A 16,820-nucleotide genomic window follows, 5' to 3' on the forward strand; every position below is an offset into this window, starting at 1 on the left:
GTTGACGGACGCTTTCTCAGCGTCACCGAATTCATCAGTGTGGCAATACGGTCACGGAAAGGGCCTGCGCCTTCACGCTACCCACCGGTTCACGGAGCCACCGGCCGCTGTCAGCCGCCTTTCCGGCCGGTGTCACGCCCCGCGTCCCGGCGTCCGCCCGATTTCCCTCCGTTTCCGCCCGACCACCCGGTGAACGGTGTGGAGGTCCGAGGGATTTTTCGGGGCGCGGCAACCGCGGGGCGACGGTGGGCGTCAGCCCACCTCGTTCTCCGCCACGGCCTGCCCGTGAACCGCCACGTCCCCGCCGTAGAACATGCCCGTGAAGACCGGGGCGTAGGTCAACTGCACCTCGACCTCGACGGCTTGGGCGTTCGCCGCCACGCAGTGGGTCGCCGCGATGTCCGGGCCGGACATGTCCATCTCGCGGGCGAAGGCCTTCACCCGGGCGTCACAGTTCTCGTAGTTGATCGGCGCGGGGCCGCCCTCGTTGTCGTAGAGGGCTTCGCGGTCGATGTCCTGGGCGGCGTAACGGGCCGCCTGTTCCGCGATGTCGGCCGCGCGCTCCCGCTGGGAGATGGACATGCCTCCGTCGATGACGAAGGCCGACAGGGAGAGGAAGACGAGCGCGAAGATGATGACCGCGCCCGCGCCCGAACCGCGGTCGTCCAGGCGCGCGCGACGGTCCGACAGCCGGCTGTGGGTACGCGCGCTCACGCCGTCCTCCGGTACGGGTCCAGCGGGGAGCTGAAGCTCGCGGACAGGGTCGTCGGGATGTCCAGGCCCAGCATGGCGAGGCCCCGCACCTCGCAGCTCACCTCGACGGTGAAGAGGGTGTCCGGCTCGAAGCCCTGGCTGGTCTGGACGACGGTCACCGGACCCGAGCAGACGTCCGTCAGGTTCGCCTCCGCCGCCGCCCGCGCCTCGGCCATCGCCGTGGCGTGGTCCTTCTGGATGGAGCCGGCACGGGCCGCGTCCCGGGCGGCGCCGTCCAACGCGCCCCGCCCCTCCACCAGTTGCCCGAAGCCCACCAGCACCAGGATGAAGAGGATCATCACCGGCGCGAGGATGACGACCTCGACGGTGGACAGACCCCGATCCCGGTCGCGGTCCCGATCGCGGTCCCGGTCGTCGTCCCGATCGCGGTCCCGGTCGCGGTCCCAACCGCGGTCCCGGTCGTCGTCCGCCGGTGTCCGTCCGCCGTAGACGGAGAGGTCCATCTAGTTCTCCCCCTCCTGCACGAACCGTTCCACCGGCCCCATCGACTGCGCGTGCACCGTCAGGTCCAGGCCCGGGAACACCGTCGGGATACGTGCCGTGATCTCCACGCCCACGGTGTTCTGCTCGGGCTGGAGCATCTTCACGTCGGGGCCCAGCACCAGCTGCGGTCCCAGTTGCCGGATGTAGCTGTCCACCACGTCCCGCGCCTCGCCGCGCCAGCCGCCCGGCTGGTCGTGCGCCGTCGCCCGCGCCTTGCGCGCACCCGCCTGCGCCGCCGCCTGGGCGACGTGATCGGCGAAGAAGTACAGCGCGAACTGCACCGTCGCGAAGATCATGAAGAACAGGACGGGTGTGAGCAGCACGAACTCGATCGCGGTCATGCCCCAGTCGCCGCGGGCGGAGGCGGCCTCCACCCGTCGGCGTACCCAGCGACGTACGCGCACCGGCATCCCCGTGGACGTTGAGAAGGTACGTGCGGTCAGCAGGTCTTGCCCGCGTCCGCGCCCTTGATGCAGTCGCCGACCTTGTTGGCGCCCTCGCTCAGCGCTGCGTTGATGATGGCGGCCACGACGCCGACGATCGCCACGACGACCGCCGAGATGATGACCCACTCCACCGCGGAGGCACCGCGGTCCAGTTCGCCGGAGCGGGCGCGCTCCACGCGGGCCCGCATGAAGGTGACCAGGAAGTCGACGGCGGGAATGCCGGTGTGGAAGGTACGTCCGTTCATGACGCGTTGTCCTCTCGAATTCGGTTCACGGAAGTGGTGACGTACGGCTCACGGTTCGCGGTTCGCGATCCAACAGGTCATGGTTCTCACACCCTCACACCTGGAACACCCGCATCGCCGCCGGGAAGATCAGGAACACCAGGAACCCCGCGCACAGCAGCAGCTGCGCCACGAGCATCGACTGGGACTTCTCGCCGGCGCTGCCCTCGATCTCGGCCAGTTCGCGGTGCCGCATGGTCTCGGCCCGGGAGGCGAGGGACTCGCGCACCTTGGCACCGTCGTCGGCGACCAGGGCCAGCGAGGCGGAGAGGTCCTTCAGCTCCTCCACGCCCAGTTCCTCACCCAGCTGCCCCAGCGCCTGCCACTGGCTGATGCCGGTGATCCGGGCGTCGGCGAGGGCGTTGCGGATGCGGTGGGTCGCCCAGCCGTCGGACACCTCGGCCGCCGCCATCAGCGCCTCGGGCAGACCCCGGCCACCGGCCAGGCTCATCGACACCAGGTCCAGGTACGCGCCGATCACCCGGCGCAGATCGCGCCGCTTCTCGGCGGCGTCCCGGCGTACCTCCAGGTCGGGCAGGAAGAAGAACAGCGCCGCGCACAGCAGGGCCATCCACACCGGAATGACCGGGCTGTCGGCGAGGGCGAGCGTCCAGACGATGGCGAAGAGGAACGGGCCGAAGAACAGCCCCGCCACCGCCAGCAGCACCTTCGTCGCCAGGAACTTCTCCCAGCTGCGCTCCAGCACCGCCAGGTCGGCGCGCAGCGAGCGCTGCTCCCAGCCCTGCTGCAGATAGAACTCGGCGACCCGCGCGCCCACTTCGGCGCGCAGACCGCCGAGGCGGCCGGTGTCCCGCTCCGTACGCGCCGACTGGTACGCCGCACCTCGGGCCCGCATCGCGTCGATCCGGGCGACCTGGGCGATCGCACTGCGCTTGGTCGGCATCAGCGCGCGGACGAGGACGTAGATCCCCAGTCCGATGACCGCGCCGACGGCCACCGGCATGGTCAGGTCGTCGCTCACCGGCGTACCCCCTCTTCCTGCTGGAGCGGCGCCTGCTGCTGACCGGGCCCGGCGCCGGGTGTGCGCGGCCGGACGAACCGCACCGCCGGATCGTCGCGCACCAGGAAGCGTTCGGGCGTCTCGATGGTGGACAGCTTGCGCAGCCACCAGAAGCCGAGCGCGAACAGGCCGCAGACACAGGCGAGTACGAGCTGCCCGACCGGCGTGCCGTACGGCTCGACGAAGTCACGGTTGAAGATGGACAGGCCGAGGACGAACGCGATCGAGACGGCGACCACGATCTGCACCGAGCGCCGGGTGGAGGCGCGCTGCGCCATCACGCGCTGCCGCATGTCCACTTCCTCTCGCGCCGACTTGGCGAGCGCGCCGAGGACCTGCCGCAGACCCGGTCCGCGCAGCCGGGCGTTGAGGATCAAGGCCGCGACGATGATGTCGGCGGACGCGTCGTCGATCTCGTCGGCGAGCTGCTGGAGCGCCTCGGGCAGCGGCGTGCGGGAGCGCAGCCGGTCGACGAGCGCGTCGAGGTGCGGACGCAGCACGGGCGCGGCGGCACGGGCGGACGCCGGGATGGCCTGCTCCAGGCCCACCGCACCGGCGATGGTGTCGCGCAGCGACTCGGTCCAGGAGGCCAGCGCCTCCACGCGCCGCATCGCGGCCCGTTCCTCGGCGGCTCCGCCGAAGAGGCGGTCCCAGAAGAAGACGAGGACGGCGGCGGCGATGCCGGCGACCATCCAGCGGGTCAGCAGCAGCACGACGAGGCCGACGATCGCGGCGAGCGAGCCGCGCCGGCCGGCGAACCGGATCAGCTCGTTCGCGCGCTCGCTCGCCTTCTGCTTCTCGTGCTCGGGCTTGGCGGGCAGTCCGCGTACGGCGACGGCGAACAGGGCGAGTCCGCCGCCGACGGCGACACCGGACGCGAGCGCGTACAGGACGGTCGTGGAGAACAGCCCGCTCATGGAGCCGAGGGAGCCGAGCGCGGCGAGGTCGGTGGTCGTGGTCGCAGGGGTCACCGGCTCACCCCCACGTTCCGCTGGGCCGGTAGCCGTACGCCATCAGTTCCTCCAGGCAGGCTATGGGGGCGTGGGCGACGACCCGGCCGTCGGGCGCCTCCGCGAACACCTCGCTGGACAGCACGCGTCCGTCGACGCCGTTGACCTCGCGGACGGAGGTGACCATGCGCTGCAGCCGGCCGCCGCTCTGGTAGTCGTTGCGCCGCTGGATGAAGACGACGAAGTTCACCGCGCCCGCGATGAGCATCTGGCTGGCCTCGATGGGCAGCCGCTCCGTCGCCTGCAGGGCGTAGGTGGAGATGCGGTTGAAGACCTCGCTGGAGCTGTTGGCGTGGATCGTGGACAGCGAGCCGTCGTTGCCCTGGGACATCGCGTTCAGCATGGTCACGATCTCGTCGCCGAGCACCTCACCCACGATGACGCGGGAGGGGTTCATGCGCAGCGACCGGCGCACCAGCTCCGCCATGGAAATGCTGCCCTGTCCCTCGGAGTTGGGCAGCCGCTCCTCGAACGCCACGACGTTGGGGTGCAGGTCGGGAAAGGTGTCGAGGCCGAGCTCGAGTGCCCGCTCGACGGTGATGAGGCGCTCGTGCGGCGGGATCTCGTTGGCGAGGGCACGCAGCAGGGTGGTCTTACCGGCGTTGGTCGCGCCCGCGATCATGATGTTCTTGCGGGCCCGGACCGCGCAGGCGAGGAAGTGCCCGAGCTCGGGGGTCAGTGTCCCGTTCCCGACGAGGTCGGAGATGAACACCTTGCCCATGCGCGCACGGCGGATGGACAGCGCGGGCCGCCGCGCCACGTCCATGACGGCCGACAGACGCGAACCGTCCGGCAGCCGCAGGTCGAGCTGCGGATTGGCGGAGTCGAAGGGACGCGACGACAGACCCGAGTAGGCACCCAGCACCTGGATCAGCTCGATGAGCTCCTCGTCGGTCTCGGCGACGGGCTCGCCGCGCGCCTCGCGGCCGTCCGAGTAGCCGACGAACACCTGGTCGCAGCCGTTGATGTCGATGTTCTCGACCTCGGGGTCGTCGAGCAGCGGCTGGAGCCGGCCGACACCGAACAGCGCGGCGTGCACGGCTGCCGCGTACTGCTCCTCGGTCTCGGCGTCCAGCGGCGTACGGCCCGCGTTGATCTCGGCGCGGGCGTACTCCTCCAGTATCTGGGCTATGACGGCACGGGCGTACTGCCGCTCGTCCTCGGTGGACATCGGCGTGACACCGTTGACCTGGTCGAGGCGGCGCTGTTCGGCGATCCGGTCGCCGGCGTCCTGACGGAACCGCTTGACCAGTTGATGGTCGACAGCGGTCATCGGCCGGCTCCGTGACCCTGGTGCGCCTGCTGGGCCCGGGCCTGCGTCTGCTGGGCCTGCGCGGACGCGGCCCAGGCGGCGCCGTACTGCTGGTACAGGTCGGCCGTCACCTTGCGGGCGGAACGGATCAGCAGCGACTTGTCGAGCCGCCCGCGCCTGCGCCCGGCCAACTGCTCGGCGCCGGCCGGGTCGTCGGCGAGGGTGCCGACCACGCGGGCGCCGGTCTGGGCGTGCACGAGCATGTCGTTCACCTGGGACGCGAGCTTCGCGGCGTTGCCGGTGTCGGCGATGAGGACGACACCGATCACCGGGTTGGCGAGGCTCGCGGCACCGCGCGGACCGCCGTGCAGCTTGCCGGCGAGCGCGGCGGCACGGTCCCGCACGCGCGCGAGCGCCTCCGGCTCGGTGCGCGAGACGAGCAGGACGAGGGAGGCGTGCGCGAACAGTTCGACGGCCGGGGTGTCCCCGCTGATCCGCCCGCAGTCGGCGATGACGTCGGCGGGCGCGTGCGGGGAGTCGCCGAGCGAGGCGAAGGCGTGCCCGAGCGTCGGCCACAGCCCGGCGAGCCCGGCGGCCTGCTCGGCGATCCCGAGCCCGACGAGCACTTCGAGTCCGCCGCTCAACGGCTGGACGTGGTCCCAGAGCTGGTCGGGCACGAGTCCGCGGCGCGCGGTCGCGGCGATGGACAGCATGCCGGTGTTGGGGTTGAGCGGCCCGCCGTGCGCGGCGGCACTGCGGTAGACGAGGTCACCGCCCGCCGGGTCGGTCTCGGCGAGCAGCACCCGCCGCGGCCAGACCGCCGCGAGGGCGACGGCCGCGGTGGTGACGCCGGGGGAACCCTTGTCGGCGGCGAGGGCGATGAGGGCCATGGGTGGGGTGCCGCCTTCTCAGTTGCCGGGGACGTGCACGATGGCGACCTCGCCCGCGGCCGCCGCCGAGGCGAGCGCTGCCGCGTCGGCCTGGTCGACGAGAACGGTGAGCGTCTTGCTGCCCGTGCTCACGGTGGAGTCACTGTCGTCCGCGACGGCGTTCACCCGTGCGTCGTCGACGAGGGAGTTGGAGGACGAGCCGCTCGCCCCGGCGCCGGCGTCGTCGGAGTCGTTCGAGCGCGAGCCGGTACCGCCGACGTGATAGGCCGCCACGACGTCACCGGGCTTGATGTCCGACGGGTACTGGCCCTCCTTGAGGGCGAGACCGACGGAGGCCTTGCCGGCGGGCAGGCTGCTCTTCGCGGCGAACATCTGGCCCTGCACGACCGTGTCCGCGTAGATCGTGGTCTTCGCCTTCATGGTCTTGAGCGTGTCCAGCTGCTCCCACAGGACGTAGTTGATGCCCGCGTCCTCGGCGACCATGACGGAGGTGACGTCCTTGTCGGTGACGGACTCCCCGGCCTGGATCTCGTTTTCGACCTTGACGACCTCGATGCGGTCCCCGGCCTGCAGCACGAGCATCGTCGCACCGAGCGCGCCGACGAGGATCAGCAGCACGGCGAGCGCGGCCAGCGCCGGTTTGCGCTCGCGGGGCGGAGTGGGAAGCCGGTCACCGACCGCCGGCCCGGCCGGAACCGCGGAACGACCCGCGCCCGCCCCCGTACGCTCTTGGATCTTCACGCAACCGCTCCCCGTACACCCAAGACGATGTCTGCCAAGTTCCCTGGAAATCTGGACACTTCACCCAGGTCCGCTCGCGCACAGACATGCGCGACGGTTCGCACTTACCCGCCCGACCTGCGCGGATAGCCAACGCCGGGGGTGAGTGTCAAGCCATGGCACCGTATCAGCCACACATAAGCCCCTCAAGGCGGAATCCGCCTCACCTTCCTCACCCCACACACCGTTACCCATCTGCAATTTCATGGCTGAACAACCCAGTTGGGACCGGCGAACCACCTGTGCGGCAGCGAACCGCCACCGCACCCGACCGACCACGGACGACGTACGGTCCATCACCCACCGCACATGAGCCCTGCACGATTCACTCACGAGGGCGCCGAGCGGCCGTGCCACGATCTTCGCCCGGACCGGTGACGGGACGCACGGGGACAGGGGGACGGACGAGCCCGCAGGCGCTTCGCGCGCTCGTTCCCGCCGGCCTCAGGACTCGACCGACCACCAAGGAGCTTCCATGAAGCGCGCCGCCATGCTCGCTGCCTCAGCCTTCTCCGCCCTCTCCCTCGCCGCGCTCGCCGCGCTCACCGCGTGCGGCACGGGCGCGGAGTCGGACGGCACGACCGGCGAGCCCCGCTCCTCCCGCCCACGCCGACGTGGATCTCGGCAGTGGTAACGAAGGAGCCAAGGTCGAACAGGAGGGCACCAGCAGCGGAGGAGCACTGGAGTCCCGGATCACCTTCACTGGTTCCACGGCCGGCGGAGACGGTGGCCCGTCGGGCAGCCTCGAACCGGTGGGCGACTGGACACCGCCTGCATGCTGGTACGAGCCGAGGTCCGCGGAGGAGTTCGCGAAGTACATCGAGGACATGTACGAGAGCACCGTCAACACCCCGGGACAGCACAGCTACGCCAAGGCAAGCGCCGGCCAGACCCGGGAGAAGTACAAGGACGGCGAGTACGAGAACTACAACCTGGAGAAGAAGGACGAGGGCAACTGGTGGGTCGCCGTCCGGGACGAGGACCGCTGGATGGAGCCGGCCGCGCAGGTCTGTGACAAGCAGCCCTTCTGGGTGGAGAACGGTGACGCGCCGGACGTCGAGAACGCGGTCACTCCCCAGGTCCTGGCCGAACTGGCTTACAACCGCGTGCAGCTTCCCACCACCGAGGTCACTCTCGCCCCCGCGCAGACCACCAAGGTCAACCTTCCCACCTGGGCATGGCTGGACAGGGCCAAATTCAAAGAGGTCTCCGTGACCGCCTCGCTGGAAGCCGGCGGAGTGAACGTCCAAGCCACCACCACGGCCAGGCCCGTCTCCCTCAAGCTGGAACCGGGCACTGCCGACGCCGAGACCTACCCGGCCTCCGGGGAGTGCGCCATCAACGACGACGGCTCCATCGGCGAGCCGTACGCCAAGGGCAAGGCCGACCGGACCCCGCCCTGCGGGCTGAAGTACCTCCGCTCGTCGGGCGACGGCACCTTCGAGCTGCAGGCCACGGTCACCTGGGACATCACGTGGACCGGCACGGGCGGCGCGGGCGGCGACCTGCCGGACGGGACGTTCGGCAACGATCAGGCCGTGACAGTCCAGGAGATCCAGGCCATCAACCGCTGAGAAGCCGAGCGAGCCGCCGCCCGGCACGAGCACATGCAGTGCACCGATCGCGCGGCACTGCGCCGTCTGCGGAGGCCGCTGGGACCTGTCCGGGCGGCCTCTGCTTCCCGCGCCACGGGCAACGCGGCGGAGGGACTTGATGAGCGCTGTGGAAATGAGTCGCGCAGATGCCGTCGCCCTCGTCCAGCGGATCCTGGACGCGGACTACGCCTCGGACGACGAGGTGGACGGCTGGCTGGACAGCCTCGACAGAGCCCTGGCATGCCCGTCCGTCACCTAACCGCTCCCCGAAAGCCACGTCTGGGCCGACCACCAGCTCGACGCTGAGCAGACCACGCCACTCAGCACGAGCTGACGCCAAGCGGCAACAGGGCGACCGTTGCTCGATAAGGCATCAGTCGCCGGCTCTCGCCAGCAGCCGGCCCGGTGCTGAGATCAGCGCTCCGGACAACGACAGGTTGCGCGTGTACACACCCTCGAACAGCACGGCGAGGCTGATGTCCACGGAGTCGGCGGCTCCGTGAGCCGCACCGGAGATGACGTCCGGGTTCTTCCACGAGGAACGCGTCATCGCCACCTGGGCTTCCGGGCGTTCCAGCACGTGATGCCGACGGTTCTCCGTCTCGCGGTACTTGTACTCGCGCCCCACGGCCCACACCCGAAGGGCGCGACCCTTCCTGCTCGCGCGCCAGGCACGACGGGAGATGGCCGCGTGCTGCCCTGCCACGCTCAGTCGTCCCTCCGCGAGACGGGGGCGCGCGCCGTACCACAGACCGCTGTAGGAGGACATCGGGATGTTCTCACCGGTCACCATGACGCCGCCACGGCTACCGCGGTCATGCAGGTGCACGACTTCCAGCGCGGGCAGGACGAGCTCCACCTCACCCAGCCCGCCCACAGGTCCACGCCAGAAGGTCACGCGGGTCTGTTCCCGTGACGTGACTGTGTTCATTGAGCGTCGGAGATCAAATCCGAACCCGTTCATTCGCCTCTCAGTTCCTCGGTCTCTGCCTGCGGACTGGCTGTCGAAGAAGCCACTAGCCGAAAAGGCCGCCGATGACCTTCCCCACGCTTTTCGCCCCGTCCGCAAGCTTTCCGGCACCTTCGCCGATCTTCTTTCCTGCCCAGCGGCCCGCGTCGGCGACCTTTCCGGGGAATTCCTTGAACTTCTCCTTGTTGTCGATGATCGTCGCCACACCGTAGACCGCACCGGTGACCACAGCTGCGCCGATCGTGACCGGAGTGGGTGCGACCATGGCCACCGTGAGGGACGCGTTGAAGGCGGTTCCGGAAACCTTCGACACATAGCCGGCCTTGTCCCGTTTAAAGGCCTCGACCGGGTTGCCCTCCTGTACCACGTCCACGGCACCGATGACCGTGGATACGGCGCTGCCGCCGATGCCGGCCGCACGCCACCAGCCGGCCGTACGGAACGCCGATCCCGCTCCCGAGGCGAAGGCGCTCAGCCGACTCGCTCCGGCCGCCCTGCTCATATTCGAGGCGTTCCTACCCACCTTGAGCAGGTTCGCCTGCCAGGCCCACCTTCTCCCGGAGTAGGCAGCCAAACTGTCTTTCCCGGCCAGCGCATCAAGGATGGGGGCAGGGGTACGCGCCCCGATGCTTGCGGCCAGTGCGCGGACACGGGCGGGGATCATCGATGATCCCTGCCCCCTCAGGAGCTGCGCGAGTGTGGTGCCGGGCGCCTTCAAAAACTTGACTTGGCCGGGATTCTTGAGGCTCTTGAAATACGAAATCAGATGTGTGGTCCCAATGGCTGCCATCTCAAAGGCACCTGGAATGGTCGAGACCATTGCGGTCAGCTCAATGTAGTCGCCCACCACCTCGCCGAGGTTTTCATCGCCCGTTACCTTCGTTACAGCATCCCCCTTGATGCGCTGAATCCAGTCCTGGAGCGTCTCACCCTTCTGTCGCTCCAGCCACTTGGTGTCGAACGCTTCTGGGTTCGCCACGGACGCGTTCGCTATAAGCATGACGTCCGGCGGTAGGTTCGCTCCCTTGAGCTCCTCGGGTTTGAACCCGGCGAACAGGGCCGCCGCCAGAGGATCGCCCTTCTCAGCGCGGAGAATGGCCGAGCGGCGCCGGAGATCAGTGGCCGTCTCACTGGTCCACGCCGTCATCGGCTTCAGCGGGCTCAGTCTGTCCTGCACCCCGAGACGGGTCGCGCGGGTGAAGGCCTCGTCCAGGCGGTCCCTGAGATTGCCTTTCCCGTCCAGAAGCTTCGCCAGGTGCTCAAGGTCTTCCGGATTCGCCATGCGCTTGGAGCTGTCGCCCATTGTTCCCCGTAACAATCTGATCGAGCTGCGTGCAAGGATTCGATACCGAAGGGCTCAGGTCACCGCCCTCGGGGCGGCCGGGATCACGAGGAGGCAAGCTGGGACCCGTCGGGCAGCAAGTCGGTGATCAGCTGCCAAAGTTCCTTCGCTGAGACATGCCGCACTCGCAGCTCAGTGCCCGCGCCCACCTGCCCTTCGGTAACCGGTTCAGCAGGCAGCTCGCGCAGCCAATACCCCTCGAGCCCGCAGTCCCACACCGCCAGCGCGGACACCGCCACCCCGGACTCGGCGCGCGTGGGCCCTTCGCCCTGCCACACCACCGTCATCCGCCACATGCAGTTCAACTGGGCCAGCACGTCGGCGAGTCGCACCGGGGCGCCCGTCGCCTCAGCAAGGGCTGCCGGCGCGTCGAACGGTCCGGCTTCCATGCGTTCGAGCACCGCGTCCAGCAGTCCCATGGTCGACACGATCGTCTCGCCCGTGTCGCTGCCAGTGGTGAAGTCCCGGTGCAGGTCCACAGCCCTGGCCAGCGCCCAGACGAGCGTCTCGGGCTCGGCTGGGACGTATTCCGACTCGTCCGAGCCGGGCCAGCTCTCGTGGGTGAAGATGAACTCGTTGCCCACGATGGCCCCGCTGTTGATGGTTCCCTGCGGACTCGTCACCTCGATCTGGGCAATGATCCGCGGTTCCATCAGTGTGGAAACGAGCGGATACAGGTCGGTAACTATCTTGTCGTCCGCGTCGAACATCTCGGCCTGTCTGAGTTCGGCGTGCGCCTGCGCCAGGTCGTCGGGGACGCTTCCCTCCTCCACTAGAAGCCCCAGCACGCTGATATGGGCATCGGACAGCCGCAGCCGACGCCGCGCCGCATCCAAAGAAGGCATTCTGTCGTGTCCCCCAGAAATCAGAGAAAATTGCACCGGTTGAGAAAGCGCCCCGGTATCGACACCAGGGCGCCGGGCGCCGTGAGATTCCGCGTGTACACGGCCTCCATGACGACGGCGAGTCCGATGTCGAGTGCGTCGGCCTCGCCCGAGCAGGTCCCGGACAGCGTCTGCGGGTTGTTCCAACCGGAACGCCTCATGAGGACACCTGCGCCCGGACGGGCCAATTCATGGCTGCGCTTGCCACCGGCCTGGGCATAGGTGTACGAGCGTCCCTTGACCTGGAGCCGAAGCGCTCGCCCCTGCCGTCCGAGCCGGTAGACGTTCCGGGAGAGGTCCGCCGGGTCCCAGTCCACCCTCAGTTCCCCTCGGGCCAGAAGGGGGCGCCGCAGGTACCGCAGTCCGAGATAGGTGACGAGTGGGAAACGGTCACCGCTCACCGCCACCTCGCAGTACTCGGACGGGTAGTCACTGTGCTCGGTGGGAAAGGTCAGCTCGATGCGGCCGAGGCCGTCCACCTGGCCGAGCCACGAGAAGATCTCGCCCCTGCGTCCTCGAGTGGAAGCCGCGCGCTGGAGCTCGAAGGAAACCCCGCTCATGCACTTCCCCCCATGCTTGTCTCCGGTCGGTCCGACCACAGCCGTGCCCCAGAACCGCGAACGGTCGATCCATATGCCGCGAAATGCGACATCCAGGAAACATCGAACTGTCGGTCCGTAAGGCGCGCCCCCAAGGCGGTCAGCGTGCCATGGGACAGTAAAGCAAAGTCGATTCAAGCGCTGCGGACCACCTCAAAAGGCCGATGTCGTGGGCCTGCGTCCATCTTGCGTGAATGGGGGGGATTTCGTTCCGCAACTGTGGGACGGAACCGGCTCTCGTGTGCTGTACCACGAAGCTGCAGCAGCCGCAGCGCACCCTCAACGGCATGGGTGGTGCCCTGCTGGCCGATGCCACACGGTGGGAGAACCAGGCCGACGAACTGGAGCGGCAGGCCAAGGAGAAGGACAAGGCCAGGGCCGGAACGGGCGGCAACTGATGTCCTTCAAGGACTTCGACGCCGGCAAGCTCACCGCGCTCGCCAACGACCTGGACACCTTCACCGGCAACGCGGGCAAGGTGCACAGCCAATTGGCCGCCCTGCTGATCCGTTCCCTGGCTGCAAGCATCGGGTCACGAACTCCTGCGCCGATCCTTGATGCACTGACCGGAAAGGACATCCTCGCCGCCCATTCGGGAAGGCAGTGGGCGTGGGAGGCGAACCTGCTCACGGTCGGCAAGAACCCCGGCGCTCTGAACAGGGCAACCGGAGCGAGTCGACTGAGCGCCTTCGCCTCGGGAGCCGGGACGGCGCTGCGTACGGGCGGCTTCTGGCGTACAGCCGGCATCGGCGGCAGCGCGGTGTCCACGGTGATCGGCGCCGTCGACCTCGTGCAAGAAGGGAACTTTGTCGAGGCCTTCAAACGAGACAAGGCCGGGTACGTGGCGAAGGCTCCTGCGTAGCCTTCAACGCCTCCATGACAGCGGCCATGGTCGCGCCCACCCCGATCACGATGGGCGCGGCGGTGGTCACGGGTGCCGTCTACGGTGTCGCGACCATCGTCGACAACCGGAAGGCACTGAAGGAGTTTCCTGGCAAGGTCGCCGACACCGGAGCCTGGGCAAGTGAGAGGATCAGCGGGGGGTTTGGAAAAGTCGCCGATGGTGCGAAAGCGCTGGGCAGTGCGCTCAACCCCTTTGATCAATGCGTGACAGCGGAAGAGGCCACGGTCGGAGAATGTCCCAACTTACGTTCGATCTTCAACGGCACACGAACACCGTCACTTCGCGGGAGCAGACCCGTGTGACTTTTTGGCGTGGCACCGTAGGGCAGCTGGGTCTCGTTGAGCTGATCGTGCCTGCCCTGGAAGTCGTACGCACGCCTAACTCCAGGGGGCTCATCGGTGCCATGGTGACCGGCGAGAGCATACCGATGTCTTCTTTCAAAGGCCCTCGATACGCCGGGCGACCCCGGCTGGCCGACGGGAAGTTGAGCGTGGCGGGGCAGCATGCTTCCTTCACTCGGAAGACTTTACGGATGAACAGAAACGCCCGGGCTCTGACGATCTGGGCGGTGGGGCGAGAGTACCGGTACCGGGAGGAAGGTAACCGACGACATCACGTGTTGGTACGCCCGGAGTCCCGAATTTCCATGACTCGTTCCAGCGGAGCGAATCCGAAGAGTATTTTCGGAACCGCTCATGGGGCTGTGGACTCCGTCGACATCAGTGTCGCCATCCTTTTCGAAGGTGTGTACACGCGCAATCTGTCGTTTCGCGGTGCAGTGATATCAGCTCCGGGGAGATTCATGGATGAGCTGTCCAAGCTTTAGGGCGTGGTCGTGCCATTCGAGCTGCCACCCGACGATCAGTGAGCCTTTTTCGGTGTGGCCACCGGTCGGGTGACGGGGCTGCTGGCGGGCGCGGGGCCGAAACGCACGAGGCCCCCGTGCCGTTGAGGGAGACGTTCGAAGTCTCAACCCATCGGCACAGGAGCTTCGTTGGTTCCCTATCCTGCCGCCCTCGATCTGCCTCACGCCCTGGTCGAGTGGGTCACGATGCTCATCGTCACCCGCGAAGGTGACCGCCGTTGCAAGCTCCCGCCGCACCAGCGTGCGCTCGTCGCACTCGTGTACCTGCATCGTCACGACACCCTCGCCCACATTGCCGCCGGCTTCGGGATATCCGTCGGCACCGCCCATGCCTACGTCACCTCGGTCGCAGGCATGCTCGCCGCCCGCGCGCCTGGCCTACTGACGACACTGCGCGAGGAAGACCCCGAATTCGTACTCCTGGACGGGACCCTCGCCGAATGCGACCGCGTCGGTGACAGTCGCGCCGACTACTCGTCCAAGCACCGCCGCCACGGGGTGAACGTCCAAGTCGTCACCGCCCCCAATGGCAGGGTCCTGTGGATCTCACCCGCCCTGCCGGGACGGACCCACGACCTGACCGCGGCCCGCACCCACCGCATCATCCGAATCGGCGAGCGACAAGGTGTCCCTGTCCTGGCCGACCGCGCCTACCAAGGCGCGGCCCCTGGGTCACCACCGGGATCAGGCGACCGCCCGGCGGGGAACTCACCCCCACCCAGCGCACCGTCAACCGCGCCCTCGCCCAAGCCCGAGCTCCAGTTGAACGCGGCATGGCACGCCTGAAGACCTGGCGGATCCTCCGAAGATCCCGCATCAGCCCAACCGCATGACCGTCATCACCAAGGCCGTACTCACGCTGGAGGGCAACGCTGAAAGGCTCACCTGGCGGGCGCAGTGCCGTACAGCTGTGCCGGGTCGCCGGCCAGGGCCGCCTTGACGAAGCGGCTGGGGTCGTCGACCAGCACTTCGAGGGAGTCGCTCTGCACACCGTCAAGGCTGGCGCGCGCGACGGCGACGGGATCGATCTTGGGGGCGTCGGTGCCCGCCATCATGTCGGTGTCCGCTGCCCCCAGGTGGACACCCTGGACAAGGGTCTTCTGTCCGGCGAGCTCGACGCGTACGCCGTTGGTCATGTTCCACTCGGCGGCTTTGGCGACGGAGTAGGAGCCCGAACCCTGGGGGGTGGCGATCCATGACAGTACGGAGAGGACGTTCACGATCGCTCCGCCGCCGTGGGTGGCTAGGACCGGAGCGAAGGCGCGGATGACGCGGAGCGTGCCGAAAAGATGCGTCCGAATTGCTGGCCCGCGGGGCCGAGAGGGTCTACGCGGCGGCCCGCAGCCCGGAGACGATCACCGCATCCGACCCCCGCGTCAGCCCGCTGTACCTGGACCTCCTCGACGAGAAGTCGACCACGGATGCGGCCGCCATCGCACAGGATGTGACACTGCTGGTCAACAACGCTGGCATCGCCACGGGAGCCAACCTGCTGACCGACGACCTGGACGACGTCCGGCGGGAACTGGAGGGGCCGAGGACAAGGCCGCGCTCGCCGCGGCACCCACGTCCATGGAGTCGGCGGGCGGGGCCGAGGACGACGGGCTGTGCTTCACCACCAACCGGGACGTCCTGGCCGCCGTCGCGGACGATGCCCCGGCCGAGGGCCAGGCGCTGTCCCTCGTCGGCAACGGCGGAGTTTCCCCACGGGCCTGTCGCTCACCGTCTCGTACCTCGACACGGATGCCGGCAAGGCCGGCATCGCGGCGACTGCGCGGCGGTCCCGGTCGTGGCGTACGAGGACGTGCGCGTGGGCGATCCGGTGGAGTTCGCGGGCGTGCCGTTCAAGGTCTCGCAGATCACCGAGCGGGCCGTACGGCTCACGCGGACCAGTGCGTAACGGACCGACGGACGCTGCTCCTTCTACTTCTTCTTGTCCTGGAGGTCCTTCGCGTCCTGCGTGCACTGCTGTGCCTCGTCCCGCAGGGCCTTGGCGACCGTGCCGCACTTCGTCTGCCAGCCCTTCAGCTTGCCCCGGACGTCGTCCGCGTTGGGGCCCGACCAGGTCTTCATTCCGGTCGTGCTGTGGTTCTTGGCACTGTCGACGAGCGAGTCGATGTGGTCGGCCAGCGAACGCAACTGACTGGCTCGCTGGTTGAGTTCCTGAATGTCAGGATGTGCCATGGCAGCCTCCCCCGCTGTCTCGACGGCCAGGATACGGTCGCATCCTCCGGGGCGTCGCCTGGACCCCCTACCGCCAGTCCGGCGCGGATGAACACGAGTTGTTCACCGGACGGTCTCAACCTCCCTGGTGGCAGGCAGGAACTGGGCGTGGTGCGATAGCGTCCCCTGTTGCAAACGGACAGTCCGCTTGTTCCTGATGACACGGGGAGGACCGCCATGGATCGCGGTGCAGATCTCACACGGCTCCGGGAGTTGTCGAAGCTCTACGCCCGCAAGGCGCACGACCTTCAGGTTCTGATCAAGGACCTGCAGTCGGCCACGGCAGACAGCTCCAGCTACTGGAAGGGCCCGAAGGCCGACCGGTTCCGGGACGACTGGCGCGATGTGAAGCCGACCTTCGAGAAGTGGGTCGACACGCTGAACGAGGCCAGCAAGTCCGCGAACACGAGCGCCGAGAACATCGAGCGCGCCACCTGATCCCAGGGCGAGCCGCGCAGTGCACGATCGGCCGGGGCGCCGGGACCACTCCCCTCCCTC

Annotated in this window: 21 protein-coding genes and 2 pseudogenes; 8 read left to right on the forward strand and 15 right to left on the reverse strand. The window is 68.4% G+C overall.

Annotated elements, in window-relative coordinates; translation table 11 throughout:
- Positions 1-252: 252 nt before the first annotated feature.
- The 9 genes from IE178_RS22680 to IE178_RS22720 form a co-directional block, all read right to left on the reverse strand.
- On the reverse strand, positions 253-714 hold the full coding sequence (locus IE178_RS22680) for a TadE/TadG family type IV pilus assembly protein (RefSeq protein WP_193513576.1): 462 nt from the start codon (positions 712-714) through the stop codon (positions 253-255).
- Entirely contained in the window at positions 711-1,217 is a 507-nt protein-coding gene (locus tag IE178_RS22685; RefSeq protein WP_318280187.1) for a TadE/TadG family type IV pilus assembly protein, read from the reverse strand. The genes IE178_RS22680 and IE178_RS22685 overlap by 4 nt, the downstream gene beginning before the upstream one ends.
- The gene (locus tag IE178_RS22690; protein WP_184760913.1) at positions 1,218-1,667 is read right to left on the reverse strand and encodes a TadE family protein; all 450 of its coding nucleotides are present in this window, start codon (positions 1,665-1,667) and stop codon (positions 1,218-1,220) included.
- A gap of 29 nt (positions 1,668-1,696) precedes the next feature.
- Complete coding sequence (locus IE178_RS22695) at positions 1,697-1,948, reverse strand: hypothetical protein (protein WP_006133157.1); 252 nt, start codon at positions 1,946-1,948, stop codon at positions 1,697-1,699.
- Between the two features lie 94 nt (positions 1,949-2,042).
- The gene (locus tag IE178_RS22700; protein ID WP_193513655.1) at positions 2,043-2,951 is read right to left on the reverse strand and encodes a type II secretion system F family protein; all 909 of its coding nucleotides are present in this window, start codon (positions 2,949-2,951) and stop codon (positions 2,043-2,045) included.
- A 14-nt stretch (positions 2,952-2,965) separates the two neighbouring features.
- Positions 2,966-3,925 carry a type II secretion system F family protein gene (locus tag IE178_RS22705; RefSeq protein WP_184761302.1) on the reverse strand — a complete coding sequence of 320 codons (960 nt, stop codon included), beginning with the start codon at positions 3,923-3,925 and terminating at the stop codon, positions 2,966-2,968.
- 58 nt (positions 3,926-3,983) lie between these two features.
- Positions 3,984-5,291, reverse strand: coding sequence for a TadA family conjugal transfer-associated ATPase (locus IE178_RS22710; RefSeq protein ID WP_184760912.1), 1,308 nt, complete (start codon positions 5,289-5,291; stop codon positions 3,984-3,986).
- Positions 5,288-6,160, reverse strand: coding sequence for a hypothetical protein (locus IE178_RS22715; RefSeq protein WP_193513577.1), 873 nt, complete (start codon positions 6,158-6,160; stop codon positions 5,288-5,290). The genes IE178_RS22710 and IE178_RS22715 overlap by 4 nt, the downstream gene beginning before the upstream one ends.
- Positions 6,161-6,178: 18 nt before the next feature.
- Positions 6,179-6,901 carry a hypothetical protein gene (locus IE178_RS22720; protein WP_184760910.1) on the reverse strand — a complete coding sequence of 241 codons (723 nt, stop codon included), beginning with the start codon at positions 6,899-6,901 and terminating at the stop codon, positions 6,179-6,181.
- Positions 6,902-7,415: 514 nt separating this feature from the next.
- Here IE178_RS22720 and IE178_RS22725 point away from each other — a divergent pair.
- From IE178_RS22725 to IE178_RS22735, 3 genes and pseudogenes are all read left to right on the forward strand, one after another.
- Positions 7,416-7,574, forward strand: coding sequence for a hypothetical protein (locus IE178_RS22725; protein WP_193513578.1), 159 nt, complete (start codon positions 7,416-7,418; stop codon positions 7,572-7,574).
- Positions 7,555-8,514 (forward strand): hypothetical protein, encoded by a 960-nt coding sequence (locus tag IE178_RS22730; protein ID WP_438874406.1) that lies wholly within the window; start codon positions 7,555-7,557, stop codon positions 8,512-8,514. The genes IE178_RS22725 and IE178_RS22730 overlap by 20 nt, the downstream gene beginning before the upstream one ends.
- A 139-nt stretch (positions 8,515-8,653) precedes the next feature.
- Positions 8,654-8,785 (forward strand): annotated as a pseudogene (locus IE178_RS22735) (e9imm peptide); the annotation flags it as partial.
- 123 nt (positions 8,786-8,908) lie between these two features.
- On the opposite strand, the gene IE178_RS22745 reads toward IE178_RS22735, so the two are convergent.
- From IE178_RS22745 to IE178_RS22760, 4 genes are all read right to left on the reverse strand, one after another.
- Positions 8,909-9,433, reverse strand: coding sequence for a hypothetical protein (locus IE178_RS22745; RefSeq protein WP_318280188.1), 525 nt, complete (start codon positions 9,431-9,433; stop codon positions 8,909-8,911).
- Between the two features lie 118 nt (positions 9,434-9,551).
- Positions 9,552-10,808 (reverse strand): mucin-2, encoded by a 1,257-nt coding sequence (locus tag IE178_RS22750; protein ID WP_193513580.1) that lies wholly within the window; start codon positions 10,806-10,808, stop codon positions 9,552-9,554.
- An 83-nt stretch (positions 10,809-10,891) separates the two neighbouring features.
- Complete coding sequence (locus IE178_RS22755) at positions 10,892-11,692, reverse strand: hypothetical protein (RefSeq protein ID WP_193513581.1); 801 nt, start codon at positions 11,690-11,692, stop codon at positions 10,892-10,894.
- Between the two features lie 20 nt (positions 11,693-11,712).
- Positions 11,713-12,291 carry a hypothetical protein gene (locus tag IE178_RS22760; protein ID WP_193513582.1) on the reverse strand — a complete coding sequence of 193 codons (579 nt, stop codon included), beginning with the start codon at positions 12,289-12,291 and terminating at the stop codon, positions 11,713-11,715.
- 278 nt (positions 12,292-12,569) lie between these two features.
- On the opposite strand from IE178_RS22760, the gene IE178_RS22765 reads away from it, so the two are divergent.
- From IE178_RS22765 to IE178_RS22775, 4 genes and pseudogenes are all read left to right on the forward strand, one after another.
- Positions 12,570-12,728, forward strand: a complete 159-nt coding sequence (locus tag IE178_RS22765) for a hypothetical protein (RefSeq protein ID WP_193513662.1) — start codon at positions 12,570-12,572, stop codon at positions 12,726-12,728.
- Complete coding sequence (locus IE178_RS36120; protein WP_318280189.1) at positions 12,728-13,192, forward strand: hypothetical protein; 465 nt, start codon at positions 12,728-12,730, stop codon at positions 13,190-13,192. The genes IE178_RS22765 and IE178_RS36120 overlap by 1 nt, the downstream gene beginning before the upstream one ends.
- A 14-nt stretch (positions 13,193-13,206) precedes the next feature.
- Positions 13,207-13,536, forward strand: coding sequence for a hypothetical protein (locus tag IE178_RS36125; protein WP_318280190.1), 330 nt, complete (start codon positions 13,207-13,209; stop codon positions 13,534-13,536).
- Positions 13,537-14,228: 692 nt separating this feature from the next.
- Positions 14,229-14,964: pseudogene (locus IE178_RS22775) on the forward strand (transposase); the annotation flags it as partial.
- A 16-nt stretch (positions 14,965-14,980) separates the two neighbouring features.
- Here the strand turns inward: IE178_RS22775 and IE178_RS22780 are convergent.
- Both IE178_RS22780 and IE178_RS22785 read right to left on the reverse strand, forming a co-directional pair.
- Entirely contained in the window at positions 14,981-15,400 is a 420-nt protein-coding gene (locus tag IE178_RS22780) for an SDR family NAD(P)-dependent oxidoreductase (protein ID WP_318280203.1), read from the reverse strand.
- Positions 15,401-16,022: 622 nt separating this feature from the next.
- Positions 16,023-16,283: a WXG100 family type VII secretion target gene (locus IE178_RS22785; protein ID WP_184760901.1), complete on the reverse strand. Its 261-nt coding sequence runs from the start codon at positions 16,281-16,283 to the stop codon at positions 16,023-16,025.
- A gap of 216 nt (positions 16,284-16,499) precedes the next feature.
- On the opposite strand from IE178_RS22785, the gene IE178_RS22790 reads away from it, so the two are divergent.
- Positions 16,500-16,760 (forward strand): WXG100 family type VII secretion target, encoded by a 261-nt coding sequence (locus tag IE178_RS22790; RefSeq protein ID WP_184760900.1) that lies wholly within the window; start codon positions 16,500-16,502, stop codon positions 16,758-16,760.
- Positions 16,761-16,820: the final 60 nt, after the last annotated feature.

It is taken from the genome of Streptomyces griseoloalbus (genome assembly GCA_014650015.1).
In the GTDB taxonomy this organism is placed as follows: Bacteria; Actinomycetota; Actinomycetes; order Streptomycetales; family Streptomycetaceae; genus Streptomyces; species Streptomyces griseoloalbus.

Coding starts and splice junctions, on each gene's coding strand:
- IE178_RS22725 (WP_193513578.1), top strand. CDS start 7,416: ATGAAGCGCGCCGCCATGCTCGCTGCCTCAGCCTTCTCCGCCCTCTCC.
- IE178_RS22790 (WP_184760900.1), top strand. CDS start 16,500: ATGGATCGCGGTGCAGATCTCACACGGCTCCGGGAGTTGTCGAAGCTC.
- IE178_RS36120 (WP_318280189.1), top strand. CDS start 12,728: ATGTCCTTCAAGGACTTCGACGCCGGCAAGCTCACCGCGCTCGCCAAC.
- IE178_RS22755 (WP_193513581.1), bottom strand. CDS start 11,692: ATGCCTTCTTTGGATGCGGCGCGGCGTCGGCTGCGGCTGTCCGATGCC.
- IE178_RS22690 (WP_184760913.1), bottom strand. CDS start 1,667: ATGCCGGTGCGCGTACGTCGCTGGGTACGCCGACGGGTGGAGGCCGCC.
- IE178_RS22700 (WP_193513655.1), bottom strand. CDS start 2,951: ATGCCGGTGGCCGTCGGCGCGGTCATCGGACTGGGGATCTACGTCCTC.
- IE178_RS22760 (WP_193513582.1), bottom strand. CDS start 12,291: ATGAGCGGGGTTTCCTTCGAGCTCCAGCGCGCGGCTTCCACTCGAGGA.
- IE178_RS22695 (WP_006133157.1), bottom strand. CDS start 1,948: ATGAACGGACGTACCTTCCACACCGGCATTCCCGCCGTCGACTTCCTG.
- IE178_RS22710 (WP_184760912.1), bottom strand. CDS start 5,291: ATGACCGCTGTCGACCATCAACTGGTCAAGCGGTTCCGTCAGGACGCC.
- IE178_RS36125 (WP_318280190.1), top strand. CDS start 13,207: ATGACAGCGGCCATGGTCGCGCCCACCCCGATCACGATGGGCGCGGCG.
- IE178_RS22785 (WP_184760901.1), bottom strand. CDS start 16,283: ATGGCACATCCTGACATTCAGGAACTCAACCAGCGAGCCAGTCAGTTG.
- IE178_RS22715 (WP_193513577.1), bottom strand. CDS start 6,160: ATGGCCCTCATCGCCCTCGCCGCCGACAAGGGTTCCCCCGGCGTCACC.
- IE178_RS22750 (WP_193513580.1), bottom strand. CDS start 10,808: ATGGGCGACAGCTCCAAGCGCATGGCGAATCCGGAAGACCTTGAGCAC.
- IE178_RS22705 (WP_184761302.1), bottom strand. CDS start 3,925: ATGAGCGGGCTGTTCTCCACGACCGTCCTGTACGCGCTCGCGTCCGGT.
- IE178_RS22685 (WP_318280187.1), bottom strand. CDS start 1,217: ATGGACCTCTCCGTCTACGGCGGACGGACACCGGCGGACGACGACCGG.